Source organism: Bacillus sp. V5-8f, from assembly GCF_002863565.1.
In the GTDB taxonomy this organism is placed as follows: domain Bacteria; phylum Bacillota; class Bacilli; order Bacillales; family DSM-1321; genus Peribacillus.
The window spans coordinates 257,897-281,432 of record NZ_PGUW01000007.1; the positions used below are offsets into that span (position 1 = coordinate 257,897).

Annotated in this window: 20 protein-coding genes and 1 pseudogene; 17 read left to right on the plus strand and 4 right to left on the minus strand. The window is 42.3% G+C overall.

The window, feature by feature from the left end:
- The first annotated feature begins 6 nt into the window (after positions 1-6).
- From argB to CUU64_RS12135, 7 genes and pseudogenes are all read left to right on the plus strand, one after another.
- The gene (gene argB, locus CUU64_RS12105; RefSeq protein WP_101633881.1) at positions 7-780 is read left to right on the plus strand and encodes an acetylglutamate kinase; all 774 of its coding nucleotides are present in this window, start codon (positions 7-9) and stop codon (positions 778-780) included.
- Entirely contained in the window at positions 777-1,934 is a 1,158-nt protein-coding gene (locus CUU64_RS12110) for an acetylornithine transaminase (RefSeq protein ID WP_101633882.1), read from the plus strand. The genes argB and CUU64_RS12110 overlap by 4 nt, the downstream gene beginning before the upstream one ends.
- Before the next feature lie 291 nt (positions 1,935-2,225).
- On the plus strand, positions 2,226-3,308 hold the full coding sequence (locus tag CUU64_RS12115) for a carbamoyl phosphate synthase small subunit (protein ID WP_101633883.1): 1,083 nt from the start codon (positions 2,226-2,228) through the stop codon (positions 3,306-3,308).
- Entirely contained in the window at positions 3,301-6,420 is a 3,120-nt protein-coding gene (locus CUU64_RS12120) for a carbamoyl-phosphate synthase (glutamine-hydrolyzing) large subunit (RefSeq protein WP_101633884.1), read from the plus strand. Before CUU64_RS12115 ends, CUU64_RS12120 begins: the two co-directional genes overlap by 8 nt.
- A complete protein-coding gene (gene argF / locus CUU64_RS12125) occupies positions 6,417-7,364 on the plus strand; it encodes an ornithine carbamoyltransferase (RefSeq protein ID WP_101633885.1) in 948 nt (315 codons plus the stop codon). Before CUU64_RS12120 ends, argF begins: the two co-directional genes overlap by 4 nt.
- Positions 7,365-7,437: 73 nt before the next feature.
- The gene (locus CUU64_RS12130) at positions 7,438-7,617 is read left to right on the plus strand and encodes a YjzC family protein (RefSeq protein ID WP_101633886.1); all 180 of its coding nucleotides are present in this window, start codon (positions 7,438-7,440) and stop codon (positions 7,615-7,617) included.
- A 212-nt stretch (positions 7,618-7,829) separates the two neighbouring features.
- Positions 7,830-9,995: pseudogene (locus CUU64_RS12135) on the plus strand (ATP-dependent Clp protease ATP-binding subunit); the annotation flags it as partial.
- Positions 9,996-10,192: 197 nt separating this feature from the next.
- Here CUU64_RS12135 and CUU64_RS12140 read toward each other — a convergent pair.
- Positions 10,193-10,381 carry a YjzD family protein gene (locus CUU64_RS12140; protein WP_101633888.1) on the minus strand — a complete coding sequence of 63 codons (189 nt, stop codon included), beginning with the start codon at positions 10,379-10,381 and terminating at the stop codon, positions 10,193-10,195.
- A 249-nt stretch (positions 10,382-10,630) separates the two neighbouring features.
- Between CUU64_RS12140 and CUU64_RS12145 the strand changes: the two genes are divergently transcribed.
- The 3 genes from CUU64_RS12145 (at position 10,631) to CUU64_RS12155 (ending at position 12,947) form a co-directional block, all read left to right on the plus strand.
- Complete coding sequence (locus CUU64_RS12145; protein WP_101633889.1) at positions 10,631-11,356, plus strand: hydrolase; 726 nt, start codon at positions 10,631-10,633, stop codon at positions 11,354-11,356.
- An 87-nt stretch (positions 11,357-11,443) separates the two neighbouring features.
- Positions 11,444-12,253, plus strand: coding sequence for a hypothetical protein (locus CUU64_RS12150; protein ID WP_101633890.1), 810 nt, complete (start codon positions 11,444-11,446; stop codon positions 12,251-12,253).
- Between the two features lie 499 nt (positions 12,254-12,752).
- Entirely contained in the window at positions 12,753-12,947 is a 195-nt protein-coding gene (locus tag CUU64_RS12155; RefSeq protein ID WP_101633891.1) for a ComZ family protein, read from the plus strand.
- A gap of 40 nt (positions 12,948-12,987) precedes the next feature.
- Here CUU64_RS12155 and CUU64_RS12160 read toward each other — a convergent pair whose 3' ends face one another.
- Entirely contained in the window at positions 12,988-13,230 is a 243-nt protein-coding gene (locus CUU64_RS12160; RefSeq protein ID WP_101633892.1) for a hypothetical protein, read from the minus strand.
- 203 nt (positions 13,231-13,433) lie between these two features.
- Here CUU64_RS12160 and CUU64_RS12165 point away from each other — a divergent pair, with 203 nt between their 5' ends.
- From CUU64_RS12165 to CUU64_RS12180, 4 genes are all read left to right on the plus strand, one after another.
- Positions 13,434-14,366 carry a beta-ketoacyl-ACP synthase III gene (locus tag CUU64_RS12165; RefSeq protein ID WP_101633893.1) on the plus strand — a complete coding sequence of 311 codons (933 nt, stop codon included), beginning with the start codon at positions 13,434-13,436 and terminating at the stop codon, positions 14,364-14,366.
- Positions 14,367-14,466: 100 nt separating this feature from the next.
- Positions 14,467-15,705: a beta-ketoacyl-ACP synthase II gene (fabF, locus tag CUU64_RS12170; RefSeq protein ID WP_101633894.1), complete on the plus strand. Its 1,239-nt coding sequence runs from the start codon at positions 14,467-14,469 to the stop codon at positions 15,703-15,705.
- Between the two features lie 334 nt (positions 15,706-16,039).
- Positions 16,040-16,816: a DUF2268 domain-containing putative Zn-dependent protease gene (locus CUU64_RS12175; protein ID WP_180954573.1), complete on the plus strand. Its 777-nt coding sequence runs from the start codon at positions 16,040-16,042 to the stop codon at positions 16,814-16,816.
- A 133-nt stretch (positions 16,817-16,949) separates the two neighbouring features.
- Positions 16,950-17,705 (plus strand): YjbA family protein, encoded by a 756-nt coding sequence (locus CUU64_RS12180; RefSeq protein ID WP_101633896.1) that lies wholly within the window; start codon positions 16,950-16,952, stop codon positions 17,703-17,705.
- A 197-nt stretch (positions 17,706-17,902) separates the two neighbouring features.
- Here CUU64_RS12180 and trpS read toward each other — a convergent pair whose 3' ends face one another.
- Positions 17,903-18,889: a tryptophan--tRNA ligase gene (trpS, locus tag CUU64_RS12185; RefSeq protein ID WP_101633897.1), complete on the minus strand. Its 987-nt coding sequence runs from the start codon at positions 18,887-18,889 to the stop codon at positions 17,903-17,905.
- Positions 18,890-19,018: 129 nt separating this feature from the next.
- Positions 19,019-19,354 carry a DUF3899 domain-containing protein gene (locus CUU64_RS12190; protein ID WP_180954574.1) on the minus strand — a complete coding sequence of 112 codons (336 nt, stop codon included), beginning with the start codon at positions 19,352-19,354 and terminating at the stop codon, positions 19,019-19,021.
- A gap of 360 nt (positions 19,355-19,714) precedes the next feature.
- Between CUU64_RS12190 and CUU64_RS12195 the strand changes: the two genes are divergently transcribed.
- From CUU64_RS12195 to opp3C, 3 genes are all read left to right on the plus strand, one after another.
- Positions 19,715-21,424, plus strand: coding sequence for an ABC transporter substrate-binding protein (locus CUU64_RS12195; protein WP_308302375.1), 1,710 nt, complete (start codon positions 19,715-19,717; stop codon positions 21,422-21,424).
- 144 nt (positions 21,425-21,568) lie between these two features.
- On the plus strand, positions 21,569-22,498 hold the full coding sequence (opp3b, locus tag CUU64_RS12200) for an oligopeptide ABC transporter permease (protein ID WP_101633900.1): 930 nt from the start codon (positions 21,569-21,571) through the stop codon (positions 22,496-22,498).
- A complete protein-coding gene (gene opp3C / locus CUU64_RS12205) occupies positions 22,498-23,526 on the plus strand; it encodes an oligopeptide ABC transporter permease (protein ID WP_101633901.1) in 1,029 nt (342 codons plus the stop codon). Before opp3b ends, opp3C begins: the two co-directional genes overlap by 1 nt.
- Positions 23,527-23,536 lie beyond the last annotated feature (10 nt).

Consider the following 23,536-nt stretch of genomic DNA (forward strand, 5'->3'; position numbering starts at 1 on the left):
TCCCTGATGAAAGTTTTGGTCATAAAATGCGGCGGAAGCATTATAGATGAATTGTCGCCTTTATTTTTTGAAAGTTTGAAACAGTTAAAGCGAAGCGGCTGCCAGCTAGTATTTGTGCATGGCGGGGGACCCGATATTAATACAATGCTTGCAAAATATGAAATTGAACCTGTGTTTGAGAAAGGTCTCCGAAAGACAACGGATGACGTACTGAATATTGTTGAGCTAATGCTTGCAGGGAAATCAAATCGAAGCATTGTCCACAAGCTGACTCTTAATGGAATTAATGCAATCGGATTGAATGGCTCGGACGGAAAGCTGCTCGCAGGGGATTTTATTAATGAAGCTTCCCTTGGTGCGGTAGGAGAAATAAATAGTGTCAATACTGAATTGCTTTATATGTTGTTAGATAAAGGGCTCTCACCTGTTCTGACCCCAATAGCCATTACAGAAGACGGCAGAAAGCTGAATGTTAACGCTGATATGGCAGCCGGTGCGGTAGCCAAGGCGCTTGATGCCTACAGTTGCCTGTTTGTCACTGACGTTAAGGGTGTCATGAAGGATGGCAGTATCATAGAAGAGCTTACTGAAAGGCAAACGCAAGACCTAATAAGTGAAGGTTCAATATACGGTGGCATGATCCCAAAAGTAGAAACAGCCTTATCTGTGTTAAAAAAAGGTATCAATGAAGTCATGATCGTGAGCGGCAAGGAATCCTTTTACAACAATGGACAATTTATTGGAACTAAATTTGTAAGCGAACAGGAGGTAATGAATTGAGCGCATTGTTCCCCACATACCAAAAATGGAGCATTGAACCAGCCAGTGCAAGCGGTTCTTGGTTGACAGACCAGAATGGAAAGACGTACCTAGACTTTACGTCAGGAATTGGAGTTTTAAATCTTGGTCATTGCCACCCGTACGTTAAGAAAGCAGTACAGGACCAGCTGGAAAAGTTCTGGCATACCTCAAATTTGTTCGAAAGCAAGGGACAAGAAGAAGCAGCCGGGCTATTAGCTCAGGCAACAGGTTTGGACCGGGTCTTCTTTTGCAATAGCGGAGCCGAAGCGAATGAAGCGGCGATCAAGCTTGCAAGAAAGGCTACAGGAAAAAGTAAGATTGTGACCTTTCATCAATCCTTTCATGGCAGGACATTTGCCACAATGGCTGCAACCGGCCAAGAGAAGGTAAGAATGGGATACGGCCGGATGCTTGAGGAATTTGAGTATTGCACATATAACGATAGTGAACAACTGTCAAAGGCAGTTGATGAAAATACCGCAGCGGTCATGCTGGAGGTAGTGCAGGGTGAGGGCGGGATCCATGTAGCAAACCAGGACTTCCTGAATACAATAAAGGAAGTTTGCTCTAAAAAAGGGACCCTAATCATCGTTGATGAAATCCAGACAGGGATTGGCAGAACAGGTACCCCATTTGCTTTCCAGCATTTTGAATTTGATCCGGATATCATAACCGTTGCAAAAGGGCTTGGAAACGGGCTGCCAATCGGAGCTGTAATAGGCAAAGAGGAACTAGCTGAACACTTTGGGCCTGGAAGCCACGGTTCGACGTTTGGCGGTAATCCTGTAAGTATTGCAAGCGCAAAGGCGGTTTTACAGAAAATTCTGGATAATGGATTTTCAGCGGAAGTCACCGAAAAGGGACAATATTTCCTTGAAAAGCTTAACGAAGATCTTCAAAATGAGCCTTCTGTAAAGGAAGTTCGTGGATTGGGATTAATGATAGGGATTGAGTTGAAGGAACCAGCCCAGGCGTTGCTAGAACCACTGCAGCAGGAAGGGTTGCTAACATTAACTGCAGGGCCTAACGTACTTCGCCTGCTTCCGCCTTTAACAGTTGAAAAAACTGAACTGGATATTGCCGCTGAAAAGATTGCAAATGCAATTAAAGCACTCCCAGTCGTACAAAGTTGACCCTTAACCTGCCACTAAAAGCATCTCACAGGCATGGTAAATCGGGGCTGTAGAAGAGGCGCAGCCTTTTGCTTACCTGCATTAGGAAGGATGGCTAACACTAGTTAACAATGCCTACACGTACTGCGCTTGCTTCCTCCGTTTAGACAGAAAAAGTGAACGTAGCCTTGGTGCCGAAAAGATTGCTAAAGCGATCAAAGCGACAGTCCTACAAGGTTGAATTTTTATGATATAACTTGTATAAAAATACTTTTATTTTATTAAATATTCGTCATCTACAGAGGTGGAATCATGAAAATCTATTTGCATTTATCAAATGGCAATTCCTTTGAAGGAAATATGATCACTAAACCGGTTAATACGGAAATCAAAGGAGAAGTCGTTTTCTACACAGGTATGACCGGTTATCAGGAGGTATTAACCGACCCTTCTTATAAAGACCAAATTATAGTGTTTACGTATCCGCTGGTTGGCAACTACGGAATCAATGAACATGACTTTGAAAGCAGACAACCGCATGTAGCGGGAGTGATTGTATATGAAGGGAACATGAACCACTCCCATTACCAGGCCAAATACTCTTTAAAGGACTATCTGGAAAAATGGGATATTCCGCTTATCGGCAACATTGACACGCGGGCTCTTGTCAAAAACATCCGGCAGGAAGGTTCCATGGAGGCCGCAATCACGACTGAAAGTACGTATGATACTTCAGCATTGATCGAAAAAGCAAAAAATGTCGTACAGGAAGTGTCCTCATACGAAATAAAAAGCTATGGCGAAGGTAAAACACATATCGTGTTGATGGATTTCGGATACAAAAAGTCTATCCTGGATTCCCTGCTCTTGCATGGCTGTAAGGTTACAGTGGTCCCATTTGACACAACTATGGAAAAAGTAAAATCATTGAATCCTGACGGTATTATGCTTTCAAACGGACCTGGGGACCCGAAACAATTACAGGGTTTATTGGGGAACATTAAAGATATTGTTTCTGGTTTCCCGACGATGGCGATTTGTCTGGGCCACCAGTTAACGGCTCTGGCTTTTGGGGGAAATACAAAAAAAATGTTGTTTGGCCATCGAGGGGCAAATCAGCCTGTCGTGGATATAGAGTCAAACCGAGTGTATATGAGTTCACAAAACCACAGCTATGAAGTTGACGAACCAAGCTTGGAACAGACTCCACTATGTGTCAGATTCCGCAATGTCAATGACGGGTCAGTGGAGGGCCTGAAGCATTCTACATTGCCAATTATCACTACACAATACCATCCGGAAGCAAATCCCGGCCCAGCTGAAAGCAGTACGCTTTTCCAGGAATTTTTGCAGATGGTAAATGAGAATAGCGGGAGAGTAAAAGCATATGCCTAAAGATACTAGCATCCAGACAATCCTGGTAATCGGGTCTGGACCGATTGTAATAGGCCAGGCAGCGGAATTTGATTACGCAGGGACCCAGGCTTGCCTCGCATTGAAAGAAGAAGGCTATAAAGTAATCCTGGTTAACAATAATCCGGCCACGATCATGACAGACGATATGAACGCAGATGTCGTTTATTTTGAACCGCTTACTGTCGACGTGGTGGAAAGAATTATCGAACATGAACGGCCTTGTGGCCTTCTTGCCACATTGGGCGGGCAGACCGGCCTAAATCTGGCCTTTCAATTGCACGAGCAAGGAATTTTAGAGAAATATGGTGTGAGGCTTCTAGGAACACCAATCGATTCTATTAAAAAAGGGGAGGACCGCGAGCTCTTCCGGGAGCTAATGTTCCAAATAAACGAACCTGTTCCTGAAAGCCAAATTGTCCATACTACGGATGAAGCCATTACGTTTGCTGAAAAAATTGGCTTCCCGATCATTGTCCGTCCTGCTTATACATTAGGTGGTACCGGCGGCGGGATTGCTGATCATATGGAACAGTTCAAGGAGCTAGTCCGGGGAGGGCTGCAGGAAAGCCCTATTACCCAATGCTTAATAGAAAAAAGCATTGCTGGATTTAAGGAAATTGAGTACGAAGTAATGAGGGACGGTAATAACACTTGCATTACAATATGTAATATGGAAAATATCGATCCCGTCGGAATCCATACGGGGGATTCCGTTGTTGTGGCACCTTCCCAGACACTTACGGATGATGAATACCAGATGCTCCGTTCAGCATCAATTAAAATCATTTCATCGCTGGGAATCATTGGCGGGTGCAATATCCAGTTCGCCCTGGATCCGCACAGTAAAAAATATTATTTGATTGAAGTCAATCCTCGGGTAAGCCGTTCATCTGCTCTGGCATCCAAAGCAACTGGCTATCCGATTGCACGGATTGCGGCCAAATTGGCGGTTGGCTACCACTTATCAGAATTGATTAATCCGGTAACCAAAAGCACATATGCAAGCTTCGAGCCGGCGCTTGATTATGTCGCGGTAAAATTCCCGCGCTGGCCTTTCGATAAATTCACAAGTGCCAACCGTAAGCTGGGTACGCAAATGAAAGCTACGGGAGAAGTTATGGCTCTTCACCGGAACCTTGAAGGAGCCGTGCAAAAAGCGGTAGACTCTTTGGAATTAAAAACCATGGGCTTTCAGCTTACCGCATTAAAAGAAAAATCAGTTGAGGAACTTTGGAAAGCACTCTTTGAATCTACCGACGAGCGAATATTTGTCGTTTTTGAATTGATTCGTAAGGGTGTATCTGTCGAACAGGTGCATGAGGCAACTTTGATGGATTATTTCTTCCTGCATTCCTTTGCTTCCATTATTGAAGCCGAAAAAGTGGCTGCCAACGCTAAGCCGCTTTCCCTATCAAAAGATGAGCTCCAATCGATGAAGGAAAAAGGGATGTCTGACCGTTATTTGGCAGCTGTTTGGAACCTGAAGGAAGCCGAAATAAGAAATTGGCGGAAACAGCTTGGAGTGGTTGCTGTTTATAAAACGGTTGATACATGTGCTGCCGAATTTGAATCTCACACCAACTATTATTACTCTACTTACTTTGGCGAGAATGAACAGAAAAAATCAGAAAAGCAGAAAGTGTTGACCATTGGCAGCGGACCGATACGGATTGGACAGGGAATTGAATTTGATTACTGTTCTGTCCATGGAGTTTATGCGCTGGAACAAGAAAACATAGAAACGATCATGATCAATAATAATCCGGAGACGGTGAGCACTGATTTTGCAACGGCGGACCGTTTATATTTTGAGCCATTGACGATGGAATATGTGCTAAATGTTATAGAAGCGGAAGGCGTTACAGATGTGATCGTGCAATTTGGAGGACAGACTGCTATAAACCTTGCTAAAGGATTAGAGGAATATGGGGTTAATCTTCTGGGTACCTCGTTTGACATTCTAGACCAATTGGAGGATAGGGACCGTTTTTATCAATTGCTTCAAAAGCTGGGAATTCCTCATGTTCCAGGTACGATGGCTAACAACGAAAAGGAGCTTGTCCGTAACTCAACCAATATAGGATTTCCTGTTTTAATAAGGCCATCCTACGTTATTGGCGGCCAGGGAATGGAAATTTTTATAGATAAGGAAAGCTTGCTAGAGCGTCTTGGAAATGGCAAGAGCCTTGCCTATCCTGTCTTAATTGATTCTTACATTCCTGGAAAGGAAGCAGAGATCGACTTGATTGCAGATGGGAAAGATGTTTTTATCCCTATCGTTGCTGAACATATTGAAAGAGCAGGTGTCCATTCCGGTGACAGTATGGCAATGCTTCCATCCCTGAATCTGACAGCAGCACAAAAGCAAAAAATGGCGGATTATGCCAAAGCAATTGTCGAAGAACTGGATTATAAAGGCTTAATGAATATTCAATTTGTCATTGAAGAAGATGAGATATACGTTTTAGAGGTAAATCCACGAGCCAGCCGGACGATCCCAATTATTAGTAAAGTAACAGGGGTTCCGATGGTGCAGGCTGCAACAAAAGTATTGCTTGGGAAATATTCACTGTCGGATTTATTCGAAAAAACAGGCCTTATGAAAGATATCAATTTCAGCGTAGTCAAGTATCCTGTGTTTTCGACATTTGCACTAAGTGGTCTGGATTCAAAAATTGGTCCGGAAATGAAATCTACAGGCGAAGGAATTGCCATTGGCGCAGATTTTCAGGAAGCATTAGCTAAGGTATTTCATTCCCGGTTAAAAACGAATGTAAACCAAATTTACAAGGCCGATTCAGTAGTTCTGGACGAAAGCACAGTATCAGAATTGGAACAATTAGGTTATAGTGTAGTCAATACAACATTTGATGAGTGGTTAAAATCTGGAAAAGGGGCTGCTGTTCTGGCTTATACCGCCAGTCCAGAAGATAAGCAAATAAGATTATTGGCAGCCAAGTACCGATTGCAGATTTTTACAGAGGAAGAAACCTTTAAAGCATATTTGAAGGGGCTTGCTTGCAAGGAGAAGGGAATTGCCTCACTGCAAGAGTGGCTGGCAAAACAATCAGAAGGAGTGACACAAGCATGAGGGCAACCGAATTAAAAATTCTCCAGCAAAAAGACTTTCTGGCACTCGCAGATCTTTCTGGCGATCAAATCCTACACTTGCTTGAGCTTGCGAAGGACATTAAAAATAAACTGTCAAAGGGCGAGGAATATCGCCCTTTGAATGGAAAAACGCTTGGAATGATTTTTGAAAAATCCTCTACACGTACTCGGGTTTCTTTTGAAGTAGGAATGCTCCAGTTAGGGGGACATGCACTGTTTCTAAGCAGCAATGACCTGCAAATTGGCAGAGGAGAAACTATTTCCGACACCGCAAAGGTGTTGTCACAGTATCTAGATGGAATCATGATCCGCACGTTTGAACATGAAAAAGTAAAAGAACTGGCAGCAAATGCCGATATTCCGGTGATTAACGGGCTTACAGACTCTGCTCATCCTTGCCAGGCTCTAGCTGATTTGCTAACAATCCAGGAGGTAAAAGGCAGCTTAAAGGGCTTTAAAATGGCCTATATTGGAGACGGAAATAATATGGCTCATTCATTAATGATCGCTTGTGCAAAAACGGGTATGGATTTTGCAATTGGGTGCCCTTCTAATTATATGCCTGATAATGAAATTGTAGAGCTTGCCCAGAAAGAAGCGGCAGCCAACAATTGTAAAATTGAAGTCCATACCTCAGCCGAGGCTGCGATAAAAGATGCAGACATAGTTTATTCCGATGTGTGGACATCTATGGGGCAAGAACAAGAAAATGAACTGCGTTTGAAAGAATTTAAGGATTATCAAATCAATGCGGAGTTAGTAAGCGGTGCAAAAACCGATTATATCTTCATGCATTGTCTGCCTGCCCACCGTGAGGAAGAAGTAACCGCAGAAATTATTGACGGTCCGCATTCTGTCATCTTCCATCAAGCAGGGAATCGACTTCATGCACAAAAGGCTATTCTTGTAGATCTGATGTCTTAAGAGCAAAAAACAGTCATGTTCGATAGACAATAGGAAACAATAATGTAGCAGCCATAGCAAAGGAGAGATGACGATGGGACAGAATCATCAATTCAGGCCAGGGCAACAAGCTCCCAATAACGGCGTTTATGTTGAAATTGGCGAGACGGGGAGCATGGTGGTAAATCCTCAAAGGATTAAACTGAAAACGGGAGACCGTTTCCCGGAAACATCAAATCACAACCGCCTATGGACATATAGGCGGAAACCTTGAATATGGCAGCCAAGTTGTCAGGCCTCTAAAGAGGCCTGGCTTTTTTGCTATTTGTTAATCTTTGCAGGTCGTCTTAAAAAGCTTCCCATTCGAGGGGATTCTGCCTTTACATATTGAATAGAAAACCTATAATGAAAAGTACAAGGTCAGGAAAGGTCAAATTCGCTTCTGTCTTTGCCGAATTTCCAGCATCAACATGTCAGAAAATCTGGATCAGGAGGAATCAGAAAATGGAAGGGCGTTACCAAGAAAGTTCGTATGAAGCATTAAAAAAATATGGTAGAGACCTTGTGGAGGAAGTGAAAGCAGGTAAGGTAGATCCTGTAATTGGGCGTGATACAGAGATTCGTAATGTAATCCGGATTCTTTCGAGGAAAACAAAGAACAATCCGGTCCTAATCGGTGAACCGGGGGTTGGGAAAACAGCGATTGTAGAAGGGTTGGCTCAACGGATCGTCAGGAAAGACGTACCGGAGGGATTAAAGGATAAGACTATTTTTACCCTTGATATGAGTGCGCTTGTTGCCGGTGCTAAATTTCGGGGGGAATTTGAAGAGCGGTTAAAAACCGTATTGAATGAGGTACAGAAAAGTAAAGGGCGGATCCTGCTGTTTATTGATGAGCTTCACACTATTGTCGGAGCTGGAAGGACTGAAGGCGCACTTGATGCCGGGAATATGCTAAAGCCGATGCTTGCTCGAGGTGAACTTCACTGCATAGGAGCCACAACGCTTAATGAATACCGTCAGTTTATCGAGAAGGATGCAGCACTGGAAAGAAGATTCCAGCAGGTAATGGTGCAGGAACCTGATGTGGAAGATACAATTTCCATTTTGCGTGGATTAAGGGAGCGCTTTGAGATCCACCATGGTGTGCGCATCCACGATCGTGCAATCGTTGCAGCGGCTGTCCTGTCAAATCGTTACATTACCGAGCGCTTTTTACCTGATAAAGCAATTGATTTGATCGATGAGGCCTGTGCAATGATCCGGACAGAAATCGATTCTATGCCGGCAGAGCTTGATGAAATCACAAGAAGGGTGATGCAGCTGGAAATTGAAGAGGCTGCCCTTTCAAAAGAAAATGATGATCAAAGCCGGTTGCGCCTGGATACGCTCATGAAAGAATTGACGGAACTGCGGGAACGGGCCGACAGCATGAAATCAAAATGGCAAAAAGAAAAATCGCTGCTCATACAGGTACAGGAAAAGAGGGAACAGCTTGAAAGCTACCGCAGGGCCCTTGAAAAAGCAGAGAATGAATACGATTTAAACCGTGCCGCAGAATTAAGGCACGGGAGGATTCCGGAAGTGGAGCGGCAGCTGCATGCCATGGAGGATGCATTTGAGCAAGGAAAGCAGGAATCCAGATTGCTGCGCCAAGAGGTAACGGAAGAAGAGATTTCAAATATCGTAGCGAGGTGGACTGGAATACCGGTCACTAAGCTTATCGAAAGTGAAAGGGAAAAGCTGCTTCGTTTACCAGAAATGCTCCGCAAACGCGTAATTGGCCAGAATGATGCCATTGGGCTAGTTTCTGATGCAGTATTGCGGGCAAGGGCGGGAATCAAGGATCCCAATAGGCCGATTGGTTCGTTCATTTTCCTTGGCCCGACTGGAGTAGGGAAAACGGAATTGGTAAAGGCTTTAGCAGACACGCTATTTGATAGTGAAGCCCACTTGATCCGGCTCGATATGTCTGAGTATATGGAGAAGCATTCAGTCGCAAGGCTAATCGGGGCACCACCCGGCTACGTCGGATATGAAGAAGGCGGCCAATTGACAGAAGCGGTACGCCGGCAACCATATTCGGTTATATTACTGGATGAAATCGAAAAAGCCCATCCGGAAGTTTTTAATATTTTGCTGCAAATACTAGATGATGGCCGGATCACAGACTCTCAGGGAAGAACGGTGAACTGTAAAAACACTGTTATCATTATGACATCCAATATCGGTTCACATATTTTACTGGAAACCAACAACCCGAATGGTTTAATCACGAATGAGGCGAGACAAAAGGTATTTGCAGAATTAAGGAGCCGATTCCGTCCGGAGTTTCTGAACCGCATTGATGATATAGTGCTGTTTAAGCCCCTCGCAAAACACGAAATCATTGGGATTGTAGAAAAAATCATTATGGATTTGCAGAGTCGCCTGAAAGAAAAGAATATCTCCCTTGCCATTACAGATTCAGCAAAAAGGTATATTGCCGACCAGGGGTATGATCCTGTCTATGGAGCCCGTCCCATGAGAAGATTTATTCAAAAACACGTTGAAACAAAGCTAGCGAGGGGATTGATTGCCGGCCGGATTGATGAAAACCAGAAGCTTACTATTGATTATAATGGCGAAGATTTGAAAATAATTCCAGTATGAGAACACTGTAATTTTTATTAGCTATTTGATTAATGGCTTTTTAAAAAGGGCATGCCAAATAGAAAAAGGGCACCAATTCGAGGTGCCCCTTTTTTTCAGATAAGAGAGTATAAAACATGCTTATCTGCTATATATGAACACAGACTAAGTGCGCTACGCGCCTCATGTCTTTGTCTGTGCGACCCACATCTGTGGGACTAATGGTGGGTATTTTCAACCGGTTCATCAGGAATGATGGCTGTTACAACGAAAATTAAGACCGCTACCGCCACACTCAGGGTATTGGCGGTATTCAAGTTATAGCTTGATCCGAGCATCGAAGAAACTACATATGTAAGCATATGAGTTAAAATGAAGCTCCAGATTACCGTCCACAAGTATCGCATTGATCATCACCTCGTTCCACTGCATTCCATTTAATAGTACCATAAGAAGCTTACTATAACATATATTTTTTGCTTAAATTGTTTTAAAAAAATCAATTGCGGTGAGCAATATTGTAAAATATATGAAAGAGATGGTTTCAAACTCCAACACGAGGAATTAGGCTGCATTGATAGGCAGATCAAACTATCGAAATTTGTCAGATTACATATAGTGATAAGGCAATATGCATGAAAAAGGAGAAAGTTCTGATGGAGCAGCGAACATTTCAAAGTGACGGCCAATGGAATATCGTCTATTATCCTCCTAAGCCAAGCGGTTTTGCTGTACTCCTCATTGGAGACAGGAATCATTTCGTTGAAGAGGGGAACAGCTATTGGCTGCAGCATCCGGGGAGATACCAAATATTAGAGCGTTTAAAACAATACGGATACCTAATTTTTTCGTCAAATTTTTATGATAGTGGGTGGGGAAGCCCGCTGGCTGTAGATCTGGCAAAAAAACTGTATTGGATGATGATGAAGAGCGAGATTTTAAACGATAAAATTCATATTTTGGCTGAGGGGGCAGGCGCCCTGACGGCGATCCAGCTGATGGCTGAAATGAAACAGCAAGTCAGGTCTGCGGTTTTCTTGAACCCCTGCCTATCCATTCAACAGCATATGCAAAAAGAAAAAGATAATAAATTCTTTTACAAAAGGCAGCTGAAGGAAATCGCCGCTGCATTTGGAGTTCAAGAAAAAGAATGCGAAGAGTTAATTTTTTCATCGGAATCACCCTTTCCAAATAAGGATATTCCTTTAAAGATTATCCATATTGTCGGTAGTATTGAAAAGGGACAAACCGATATTTATAAAAAACTGGAACAGCAATCAGACAGGGCGGAAATGAATATCACCTATTTGTTGCCTGAAAAAAGATATAAGATTCCTTTTCAGATGGCCCAGTTCTATAAAAAATATGAAACTTATTTATAAAAAGAAATAATCTCCGGTTTGGTGCATACGATACAGCAAGCATTCGGCATTTGCTTTACTCGTGATTCCAGGACAGGAGGGCTTGATGTGGAGTTATCCATCGTTATTGGAGCCTATCAATTTATCGGGTTTCACTTATGCAAATATTTGCTGGAACAGGGCCATGAAGTATTAGGGGCCGATTGGACAGATGATTCTCGTACAGATCATCCTATAGAGGAAAAACAGCTTGAAATTGGCCGTAATGCCAATTTTAATTTTACTTCATTACAAGAGTTGAAGAACGTAAACACACAGGGCAATGTAACGCTTTATATTTGTTTATATGACTATATTAAAAAGGGTACAGATAAAACCATTGAAATAAAGAAGGCATTGGACGCATTGATGCCTAAAATGCATCCTGCCCCCCGAATCATTGTACTTTATCCTCTTGGGTATACTGGCGATGAAAGAAAAATGTTTGAAACTCTGAATGGACAGGATAAGATTATCTATTTGCCGACCATTTATGGTCCCTGGCAGCCTGAAACCATGGTATTTGAACGGGGCATCCATTCAAATGGAGCGGCTTTGGCCACAGCAGAATGGAAGTCTGAATATATGCTTGATGCCATATATATAACGGATTTCCTGGACTATTTTGGTGACATCCTGGAGCATTCCGAGAACTCCATTATGGTAAAAAGCACAGATTTTGACCAATGGAAGCTTTGTGCAAGGGCAGTATTTAACCGAGACCCGGTTGATGAAAATTCGTCCGTGCATGAGAAAGATATTGCTACTGAATCGTTTGTTTATCAACTTAAAAATAAGGTAAAGCCGGAGTTAGGCATTCAACTTCAAAAAGCCCATCACAAACGTATAGAAACAATCCAAAAATGGAAGCTGCGCTAAAAGCTATTCAATTCTTTACGGGAAAGGTAGAATAAAAAAAAGCTTATTATCAGATAAAATACCTTCATACTAAAGGAGTGTTTTCCGATTTTTACTTGGTGACACTCTGAAAAAAACGCCAATACGGATATATCAGCAATTCGCTATGAATATCTCAAGCACAGATGTGGTGTATCCGGTTGGTGATGGGTATAATGTTCCTGTAAACGGCAGACTGTAAGAAAACGGGTCATCGGCTTTATTTTGCGATGAAACAGAACTTGGGGACTCCATCTGCTACCAAGCATCGTAAAGCATTTGCTGGCACGTTCAAAAGGAGAATATAGTCGGGGAAACTATCATTATTTTAACAACAAAGTAAACAGGAGTTAGTAAAGCCCATCATTTGAGAGGCGGGAGAAGCAGATCACCGTATATCGTGATACATCAAAAGCGGTAAACAGCTTAATAAAACCGAAGTTACATACAAAAAGAATTAAGCAAAAGGAGCAATCATCATATGCAAAATGAAAAAGCACTAGAGTTTATGGCAATCGCAATGAAATATTTTCCTGAAGCAAAAGCCAAGCTGGAGCAAGCGGGTATCCCATTATCGATGGAAATGGCCGAGCCTTTTATGGATTTATTCCAGAAGGTGATGTATGAAGCTTATGAGCTTGGTAAAAAGGACGCAGAAAGCAGTAATAATAGCTGATTTTATGAAAAAGGGGCGAATGTTAACTCGCCCTTTTTCGCTATCCTTTTTTGATCAGCTTTGAAACCAATGGATTGATCTTGGACAGGCCAGGTTTGATTTTACCGTAAGCGTCCATTAGCCGCCCCACATTATCCATTAGCTGTTCATAATTGATATTATTGGCGATGTTCTTCCAATCCGTTTTTTCTTTTTCCTTTTGGGGAGCAGCTTTTTTTCCGAACATCAATTGGTTAAAGCGATTGCTCTGTTGCTCCTGTTTTTTCGTTTTGAAAAGTCCCATAGTCGTCACCTCCTGCTATAAATGCCTCTTGTACAATATATGAACGACTTGCCTCCCTGAAAGGGCACTTGTCCCAGTCTTCTAAAAGAAAAACTTGTTTGTTGGGTGATAACTATTGCATCATCGCGCAAACATATAATAAAATTAGTACCAGGTAATAATATTTGATATTAAACATTGAAGATAAAAAAGGGGTTGTCAGTATGAATGCAGGCGTTTTAGGCATCGGCCGCTTTTTACCCGAAAAAGTTGTGACGAATGTTGATCTGGAAAAGATTGTAGATACTTCAGATGAGTGGATCCGAACAAGAACGGGAATTGAGGAGCGAAGAATAGCGGACGATGATTTTGACACATCTGATATGGCTTATGAAGCATCTCTTAAAGCAATCGAAGATTCAGGGATTGCGGCAGAAGATATCGATCTGATTTTAGTCGCTACAGTTACTCCTGACCAGCCATTCCCTTCTGTCTCTTGCATGCTCCAGGAAAAGCTGGGCGCTAAGAGGGCTGCTGCGATGGATATTAGTGCAGCTTGCGCTGGCTTCATGTATGCGATGGTTACCGCAGGCCAATTTATCCAGTCGGGCGTGTATAAACATGTACTCATTGTTGGGGTTGAAAAGCTTTCCAAAATCACGAATTGGGATGACCGCAATACAGCCGTTCTTTTTGGAGATGGAGCTGGTGCTGCGATCATAGGGCCGGTGAGTGAGGGAAGGGGGATCCTTTCTTTCGAACTAGGTGCCGACGGATCCGGTGCCAAGCATTTATACCAAGACGAACACATCATTATGAATGGCCGTGAAGTATTCAAGTTCGCAGTTCGCCAAATGGGGGAATCATGTGTAAATGTTCTCGAGAAAGCAGGCCTTGCTAAAGAAGATGTTGACCTGCTTATACCTCATCAGGCCAATATTCGCATTATGGAGGCCGCTAGAGAAAGGCTGAACCTGCCTGAAGAAAAGATGTCAAAAACCGTTCATAAATATGGGAACACATCTGCTTCTTCCATCCCGATTGCGATCGTGGAGGAATTGGAGGCAGGCAAGATAAAAGATGGAGACCTACTAGTCATGGTAGGCTTTGGTGGAGGACTAACGTGGGGAGCCATCGCCCTGCGCTGGGGAAAATAATTTAAACAGCAATAGAACAAGCTACGAATTTGAAGACAGAAACGTTAGGTTAGAAGATATATATATAAGTTAATTGTGTGAGAAAGGAGCACTGGTTGCTATGAATAAACGCCGTGTAGTTGTAACAGGAATTGGAGCTGTGAGCCCGGTTGGCAATGATGCCGAAACAGCTTGGACCAATATTCTTGCTGGTAAGTCTGGGGTCGGCCCATTGACGCGCCTGAATAAAGAAGAATATCCCGCAAAGGTTGCTGCAGAGATAAAGGATTTTAACATCGAAGAGTACGTGGAAAAGAAGGATGCCAGAAAAATGGACCGCTTTACACATTATGCAATTGCGGCTTCGATGATGGCTGTGAAGGATGCAAAACTTGAGATCACGGAAGAAAACGCCCCTCGGGTTGGCGTATGGATCGGTTCAGGGATTGGCGGAATGGAAACATTCGAAACCCAGTATGAAACATTCCTGAATAGAGGATATAAGAGGGTTAGCCCTTTCTTTGTTCCCATGATGATTCCGGATATGGCTGCCGGGCAGGTTTCCATTTTGCTCGGGGCAAGAGGAGTGAATTCCTGTACTGTTACTGCATGCGCAACAGGTACAAATTCTATTGGGGATGCCTTTAAAGTCATCCAGCGGGGCGATGCAGATGTGATGGTTACGGGTGGAGCTGAAGCACCAATCTCGAAAATGGCTGTTGCCGGGTTCTGTGCCAATACGGCTTTGTCAACAAACCCTGATCCAGAAACGGCAAGCCGGCCATTTGATATAAACAGGGATGGTTTTGTCATTGGAGAAGGCGCTGGTATCATTATTCTGGAAGACCTTGAGCATGCCATAAAACGCGGTGCCACTATCTATGCTGAAATAGTTGGGTACGGCTCTACCGGTGATGCCTATCATATTACAGCACCTGCACCAGGCGGGGAGGGTGGTGCCCGTGCCATGAAAATGGCAATCAACGATGCCGGCTTGGCGCCAGAAGATATTCAGTACATCAATGCCCATGGTACCAGCACGCCTTATAATGACAAGTATGAAACAATGGCGGTTAAAGAAGTATTTGGCGACCATGCATATAAACTGGCAATGAGTTCGACAAAATCGATGACAGGACATCTATTAGGGGCTGCCGGAGGGGTGGAAGCAATCTTTACGATTCAGGCAATTCGCGATGGGATCATGCCTCCAACAATTAACATAGAAACGCCTGACCCGGAATGCGATTTGGATTATGTCGCCAATGAGGCAAGGAAGGCTGAAATAAAAGCGGCGATGAGTAATTCGCTTGGATTTGGCGGACACAATGCGACGATCGTATTTAAGAAATATGAATAAGCAAGAATAACTCAAAAAGGGTGCACCTGTTGTATTGGTGCACCCTTTTGAACGTTTACTTTGATCTAATTATTTACGTTTCCTGCCAGTTCGTGATTTAAACTGATTCATCAATTTGTCCCTTGAATCCTTGTTTTTCAGCATATAAGCTGCACCTATTGCCAATCCGCCCATAAGTAGTTTTCTCATGATGGAACCAACCTCCTTTAATTAGCTTATAGGAAACCTTTCCCGTCCCGGAAAAAAATAAACGAAAAACGTTGTGGAATTGTTTACCAGTGTTATAGCTTGCGGCATACAATAACGTAATCCATAAGCATGGAGGTGGATGGCATTGGCAGTTATTGATACAAAGGAATGGCTAGAAAAAGACTTTAACAACCCGGTAAACATACTGGCCAAGTGCAGTGTATCTCTTTCAAAAGAAAGCAGTGACCAGTTTTATCACTATTTAAAAAAGCATGGGATGTATTCACCTTCTGCAAGGTCTAAAAAAGATTTTCAACAATTAATGGAGAGGGATGTATGGGGATTAACAGACCATTTTTTTACTAAATATAATGATATATGGGACGGCTTCGATATTCCAGTTTATATTTTCCCTTTAAGAAATCAGGGGTTGCTGGGAAGATCAAAGGAGACTAAATCCGGGCTTGCCTTCAAAGACAGGATGTTTCTGTTTATCAGTCCCGGGATCGGAGAGAAGGAGCTGGAAGCTGTATTTGTTCATGAATATCATCATGTCTGCCGCTTAAACCGTATCATTAAGCAGCCTTCAGAATATACGCTGCTCGATTCGATTATTATGGAAGGTCTTGCAGAGTATGCGGTATTAAAGCATGTAGGGAACGAGCAGGTTGCTCATTGGACCAGATTATACACAGAACAGGAGCTTGATGCATTTTTCAAGAAGTACTTAAAGGGACGGCTTGGGACCAGACGATCTGATGAGCTTCATGATGCGTTGCTGCTTGGGAAACGCCCATATCCCTCTATGCTTGGCTATTGTTCAGGGTATGATTTGGTAAATAAGCATGGTCTTATTCCCATAAAAAAATCGTTTACGATTCCTTCGCATGTTTTTGTAGAAGGAATGGAGGATCGGGAATGAGCCCTTATACACGGGAAAGCTTAGGCTTATTCCTGTTGATTTTTATGCCATTTCCAATCCAAAACAGGAATAATTTTTCTGCACTCTGCCTATAATGATGGACAAATAGATTCATGTAAGCGAGGGGTTAATCATGTTATATCTTCACGATGTATGGGTGAATTGGTTTGAAGGAGAGGAAAATGGCTACAATATATGCCATTTCCATGAATGGAGAAAAGATGACGGCATTGAACTTCTCGACCAAGTGCCGCTGCTCAAAATTTCTACCCCGTTGTTTAAGTACATAGAAAACGATTTAGCAGAACTTCCTAAAGCCTTACTTAATGACGTTTATCAAAAGGCGTACTCCAGGAAAAACCATGAAAGGGTGCAGATGGATTACTGCTTTGTGGTGACGGACGGATCCGGAATCCTGGCTGTAGACACCATTGGCTACCATATCCCAATCAGAAAAAGCAGGCTGATTCCCCGACAAGAACAAATCGTTTATGATATGGTGGAAAATCAAGAAGAGATGGATTTCACCTACAATGAAGCGGACGGAACCGGGAAAGAGCATCATATTTTATCCCCTTCTCCTGATTTCATGAAAGGTCTTACCAGGAGGGAGCGCCAGCTCAAGCAGCTTTTGTTCATGGCACTTGACCAGCTCTTCAATGCAAAAAACACGGCTGAGATCCGTTATTGGTATACCGAATGGGCTCCGGAAAAATATGAATATATCCAGTCGCTGAATTTCGAGGATGCCTGGCAGGAATTATACGAAGAAATACAAGAGGGATGGTCGGAAAAGCATTTGCACCTGTGTGAGAACCTAATCAAAGGGCAGCCGTTTTTTGAAAAGCTTTGGGAAATGGAAGTAGGGGACAGCCCGTCCATGCTATAATAGGCCGTGAAAATTGATATTCGTTTAAAAAGTATTACGTATAACGTGAATCTCGTTTTTTCGTGAAAATCGTGACAGGTTTGGCTTAATAATGAAAGCTTTCCGGTTTGTTATTGATTTAATCTCGATTATTCGTTGTCTTATGTATATATTCATAAAAAACGGGTTCCAGTCTGGAACCCGTTTTTGTATGGATTTTACCGCTTTCTGCCAAGGCCCATGCCATTATAAATTTTTCTAAGCATTCTATTTGCTTCAGCGTTTGCTTTTTCAGCCCCGCGGTCCAAGATGTCATCAAGTTCCTTTGATTCAAGGAGTTCACGGTATCTTTCCTGGATTGGCATGATTTCTTCCAGGATAACCTCTGCAAGGCCGGCCTTAAAGTCCCCATACCCTTTTCCTTCATACATAGCTTCAATTTCTTCCACACTCTTCTTGCTGAAAATGGAATAAATGGAGAGCAGATTGGAAACGCCTGCCTTATTTTCTTTATCAAATCTTACGATGCCTTCAGAATCGGTGACGGCACTTTTAATTTTCTTTTCAATCTGTTTTGGATCATCCAGAATGGATATGGTCGCTTTCTTGTTCGGGTCTGATTTACTCATCTTCTTCCCCGGCTCTTGAAGGGACATAATCCTGGCACCGACCTTTGGTACGCGGATATCAGGAATCGTGAAGATATCGCTGTATTTTTTGTTAAAACGTTCTGCTAGGTCTCTTGTTATTTCGAGATGCTGTTTTTGGTCCTCGCCGACAGGTACAAGGTCTGTATTGTAGAGTAAGATGTCAGCAGCCATTAATGGCGGATATGTAAGCAGCCCCGCAGATACTCCTTCTTTTCCCGCAGACTTATCCTTGAACTGGGTCATTCTTTCAAGCTCGCCAATATAGGAGATGCACTGCAGGATCCAGCCTGCCTGTGCATGTGCTGGGACTTCGGACTGTATGAAAATAGTATTCTTCTCTGGATCAAGGCCGATCGCCACATAAAGGGCTGCCAAACTCCTGATGTTCTTCCTCAGCTCGAGGCGGTCCTGGGGCACGGTAATCGCGTGCTGGTCGACGATGCAGAAAAAGCAATCATACTCATGCTGCAGGTCGATAAATTGCTTCATGGCCCCGATATAATTTCCCAGGGTAACGGAACCAGTAGGCTGAATGCCTGAAAAAATTCTTTTCACTTACTTGTCACTCCTCTAGTTATCATAAAATAAGACCTTCTTAATATTGTAAGGATAAATTCCCGGTTATTCCACTGTTTTAAATAATCTATATGCCTCTTTCCTAAGTTTAAACAAGTTCCTGGAATCTCATAAGTAATATAAAGATAATGCTGCCAGCATAATAACAAGAAGAGAAATTCCTACAGAAAACAAAGTACTGTAATCAAAGGAAATAAGCTTTGATAGTGGTTTTTTTTCTTCTTTATTATCTGTCCTGTCAAGGACTGTGCGGAAACTAAGGAAGATGGCGTCAAAGAAACCTTTCTGCGTCACCATGGCCAATAAAGATACACTTAACAGCCCGCCGGCAATATAAAAGGTGAGATTGATGAAATGGAGCAATGACAGCTCCCTGTATAGAAGCACTGAAAGCAATAAAACGAGAAAAATGGACGTGGCAGTCCAAAAAAAGGTTTTTTTCAATGAAATGACCTCGCTAGCTTCGTTATCTAGAGGTAGTATATCAAAAATACAGGTGGAAAATAAGTTTTAAAGCATTAATATTATATCAGAATAACATTTAACGAGTAATTTATAAGATGATAAAAAAACCTTATTACATTCAATAGATAGGCGCATTGTGTTTCTTCCTGCAAAAAAGCCGCTTATTTACTGGGTTTAAGTGTAAAATTGTGTAAAATTAACTAAATGATTTGTATTTCCATAGGAGGAATTGCTTAATTTCCATAAATTTATTATGACTTTGTAAACTTTTTTAAAAAACTTTATATACAAAATTCTAAAAACTTGTATAATAAACTTTGTAAGAATTTAATAAAAGGGGTGTCATATTTGAAGAAATCTAAATTTTCTTTGTTAATGATTCTTACACTTGTGTTTAGTTTAATCCTTGCTGCATGTAGCGGCGGTGGAGATAACCAGGCTTCGGGTGATAAGGATGGCAAAGCAAAAGGTGATGGCCAACTTGCGGCTACACAGGAATTAACTGCTTTTGATGCATCAGAAATCCCAACAATGGATACAGCACTTGCTGAAGGATCAACAAGTTTTGATTACATCAACAACGTTGGTGAAGGTCTATATCGTCTAGACCAGGAGAACAAGCCGGTGCCAGCTCTTTCTGATGGTGAGCCACAAGTTAGTGATGACAAAACTGTTATTACATTTAAAATAAGAAATGCAAAATGGTCTAATGGAGATCCAATTACTGCAAATGATTTCGTTTTTGCATGGAAAAAAGCAATCGATCCTAAGACTGCTTCCCCATACGGTCCATATATGATGGGCGGCAAGATTAAAGGCGCTCAAGCTATCACAGATGCCGCTGCAGCTAAAAAGCCTTATGATTTAAATACTTTAGGTGTTGTTGCGAAAGATGACAAAACGCTAGAAGTAACTTTAGAAAAGGCAATTCCATACTGGGAAGACCTTTTCGCATTCCCTACCTTCTATCCGCAACAAGAAAAGTTTGTTAAGGAAAAAGGAAAGAATTATGCAACAAGCAAAGACAACTTACTATACAACGGCCCATTCGTAATGACTGATTGGGATGGCCCTACTGACACAGAGTGGGTTCTTGAAAAGAACGATAACTACTGGGATAAAGACAGCGTGAAGTTAGAAAAGCTGACATTCAACGTAGTTAAAGACACTGCTGCACAAGCAAATGCTTTTGAAGCTGGTGAAGTGGACAGAACGTATAAGCTTTCATCTGATCTTGTACCAAATTATGAAGGTGACGAGCGTTTAGTTAATGATTTAGAAAAGGTGACTTTTTGGTTGAAAATGAACCAAAAGAATCCTGATTTACAAAACGAAAACATCCGTCGGGCAATTGCTCAAGGATTTAACAAACAAGATTTCACTGACAGCATCATGAACAATGGTTCTATTCCTGCCAATGGACAAATGCCAAAGGAATTTGTAACTGACCCAGCATCTGGTAAAGACTGGCGTGAAGTAAACGGAGATCTTCTTGAATACAACAAGAAAGAAGCTCAGGCTGCATGGAAAAAAGGTTTAGAAGAACTTGGAAAGAAAGAAATCACTCTTCGTTATCTTGGCGATGATACAGAAAGTGCCAAGAAAATCTCTGAGTATATGAAGAATCAATTGGAAACAAACCTTGAAGGTTTAACAGTTAAAGTAGAAAGTGTTCCATTTACTGTTCGTTTAGAACGTGACAACTCTATGAACTACGATCTTCAAATGGCTGGATGGGGACCAGACTACCGCGATCCTATGTCTTTCTCTGACCTGTTCGTTACTAACGGCGGAAGTAACAGAATGGCATACTCAAACCCTGAATATGATAAGTTAATCAAACAGGCTAGCGAACAAGGTGCAAACCCTGAAGAGTATTATAAGACACTACTGAAGGCTGAGAAAATCCTTCTTGAGGAAGACGCTGCAATTGCGCCGGTTTACCAGCGTAACAGTGCAATCCTTCAGGCAACAAAAGTTAAAGATATCGCTGCCTACGACTACGGTCCTGATTACTGCTACAAGTGGGCGTATATCGCTGAAGAATAAGATCAATATGATTTTCTTTTTCTAGATCGTTAATAATTTAGAAGTTGAAAAGAGAGTATATTTTTAGAATATACTCTCTTTTTCCCTGTGCGAGAATTGTCGAATTTAAGGGAAAATTAAATTTTTTTATGGAGGTGCGAGAGGATGGCCAAATATTTGGCAAAAAGGGTGTTCTATATGTTAATTACATTGTTTGTCATTGCTTCTGCTACTTTTTTTCTAATGAAGCTTATTCCGGGAACGCCTTTTGCAAGTGCCGCTAAGTTGCCCCCTGCGCAGTTAGAAATAATGAAAGCTAAATACGGCCTGGATCAGCCAGTACCGGTTCAGTATTTCAAATACCTTGGCAGTTTGATACAAGGAGATCTCGGTATCGCGTTCCAGTTCGGAAACACACCGGTAAATGATCTATTGATGAGAAGAATAGGCCCATCTGCCCAACTTGGGCTGCAGGCCATGATCTTTGGATCTATTGTAGGAATAATCCTTGGAGTTGTGGCAGCTGTCAGACAGAATACATGGATTGATTATGGTTCAACTTTCCTTGCAGTTATCGGAAAGGCAATTCCTAATTTTGTTTTCGCAGGGTTGCTGCAATATTTTCTCGCTTTGAAGCTAGGATGGTTTCCGGTCCTTTTCTGGAAAGGTCCTGAATACACCGTCCTGCCCACAATTGCGCTAGCCATGTTTCCCGTTGCAATAGCTGCCCGTTTTATGAGGACGGAAATGATTGAGGTGTTAAGCTCGGACTACATCACACTCGCAAAGGCGAAGGGTGCCAGCTTCTTTGAAATTGCCTTTAAACATGCATTGCGGAATGCTTTAATCCCGGTTATAACGGTTCTTGGCCCGTTAACCGCCTCTCTAATGACAGGTTCCCTTGTAGTAGAAAAGATTTTTGCGATACCGGGTATTGGTGAGCAATTTGTAAAGTCGATTGTCGTGAACGATTATAATGTAATCATGGGTACTGCCCTTCTATTTGCGGCACTTTTCGTAGTAATTATCTTGATTGTGGATATCCTTTATGGAGTCATTGATCCACGTATCAGGCTAGCGGGAGGGAAAAAATAATGGCAACAAAGCATGAAAAGATTGCTGCTGAACGATTTGCCCCAGCCGTTATTGATTCCTCAAAGAGTGAGGAAATCAACAAGCCAAGCCTGAACTTCTGGCAAGATGCCTGGATGCGTGTGCGAAAAAATAAAGCCGCGTTAATAAGCCTTGTCTTAATGGTGGTAATGATTATTATGGCATTTGTTGGCCCGGCGATCAGCGGCAAGGAGTTCGATACACAAAACGTAAGACATCAGAACCTTCCTCCTAAGATACAAGGCTTGGAGAATATCAGCTGGCTTCCATTCGATGGTGTGAAAACATTGCCGAGCGGAAAAGAAGTGGATATGTATGAACAGAAAAATGTAAAAGAATATTACTGGTTTGGTACGGATCCTCTGGGACGCGATTTATTTACGCGTGTTTGGAAGGGGACGCAAGTTTCACTATATATTGCGTTTTTAGCGGCTTTAATTGATATGGTAGTCGGTGTTGCTTATGGAGCGGTTTCCGGTTACTTCGGCGGAAGGCTGGACAATATCATGCAGCGTATCGCCGAAGTTTTGATGGGTATCCCTCAATTGGTAATTGTTATTCTTATGATCCTTGTTCTTGAACCAGGGATTATATCTATTACAATCGCGATGAGCATAACCGGTTGGGTAGGGATGTCCCGGGTGGTCCGCGCGCAGGTTATGAAGCTAAAGGAACAGGAATTCATTCTGGCTTCCAAAACACTAGGGAATACCCATGCAAAAATCATCTCAAAGCATTTATTGCCAAACCTCGCAGGTGTCATTATCATCAATACGATGTTTACCATTCCAAACGCAATCTTTTTTGAAGCATTTTTAAGCTTTATCGGATTGGGACTTCAGCCGCCTGATGCGTCACTTGGTACGTTGATTGATGAAGGCTTCAAAGTATTGCGCCTGCATCCGCACGAAATGATCATTCCGGCTGTCATAATCAGTATTATCATGGTAGCGTTCAATATGCTTGCAGATGGATTAAGGGATGCCCTAGATCCTAAAATGCGAGATTAAGAAGGTAGGT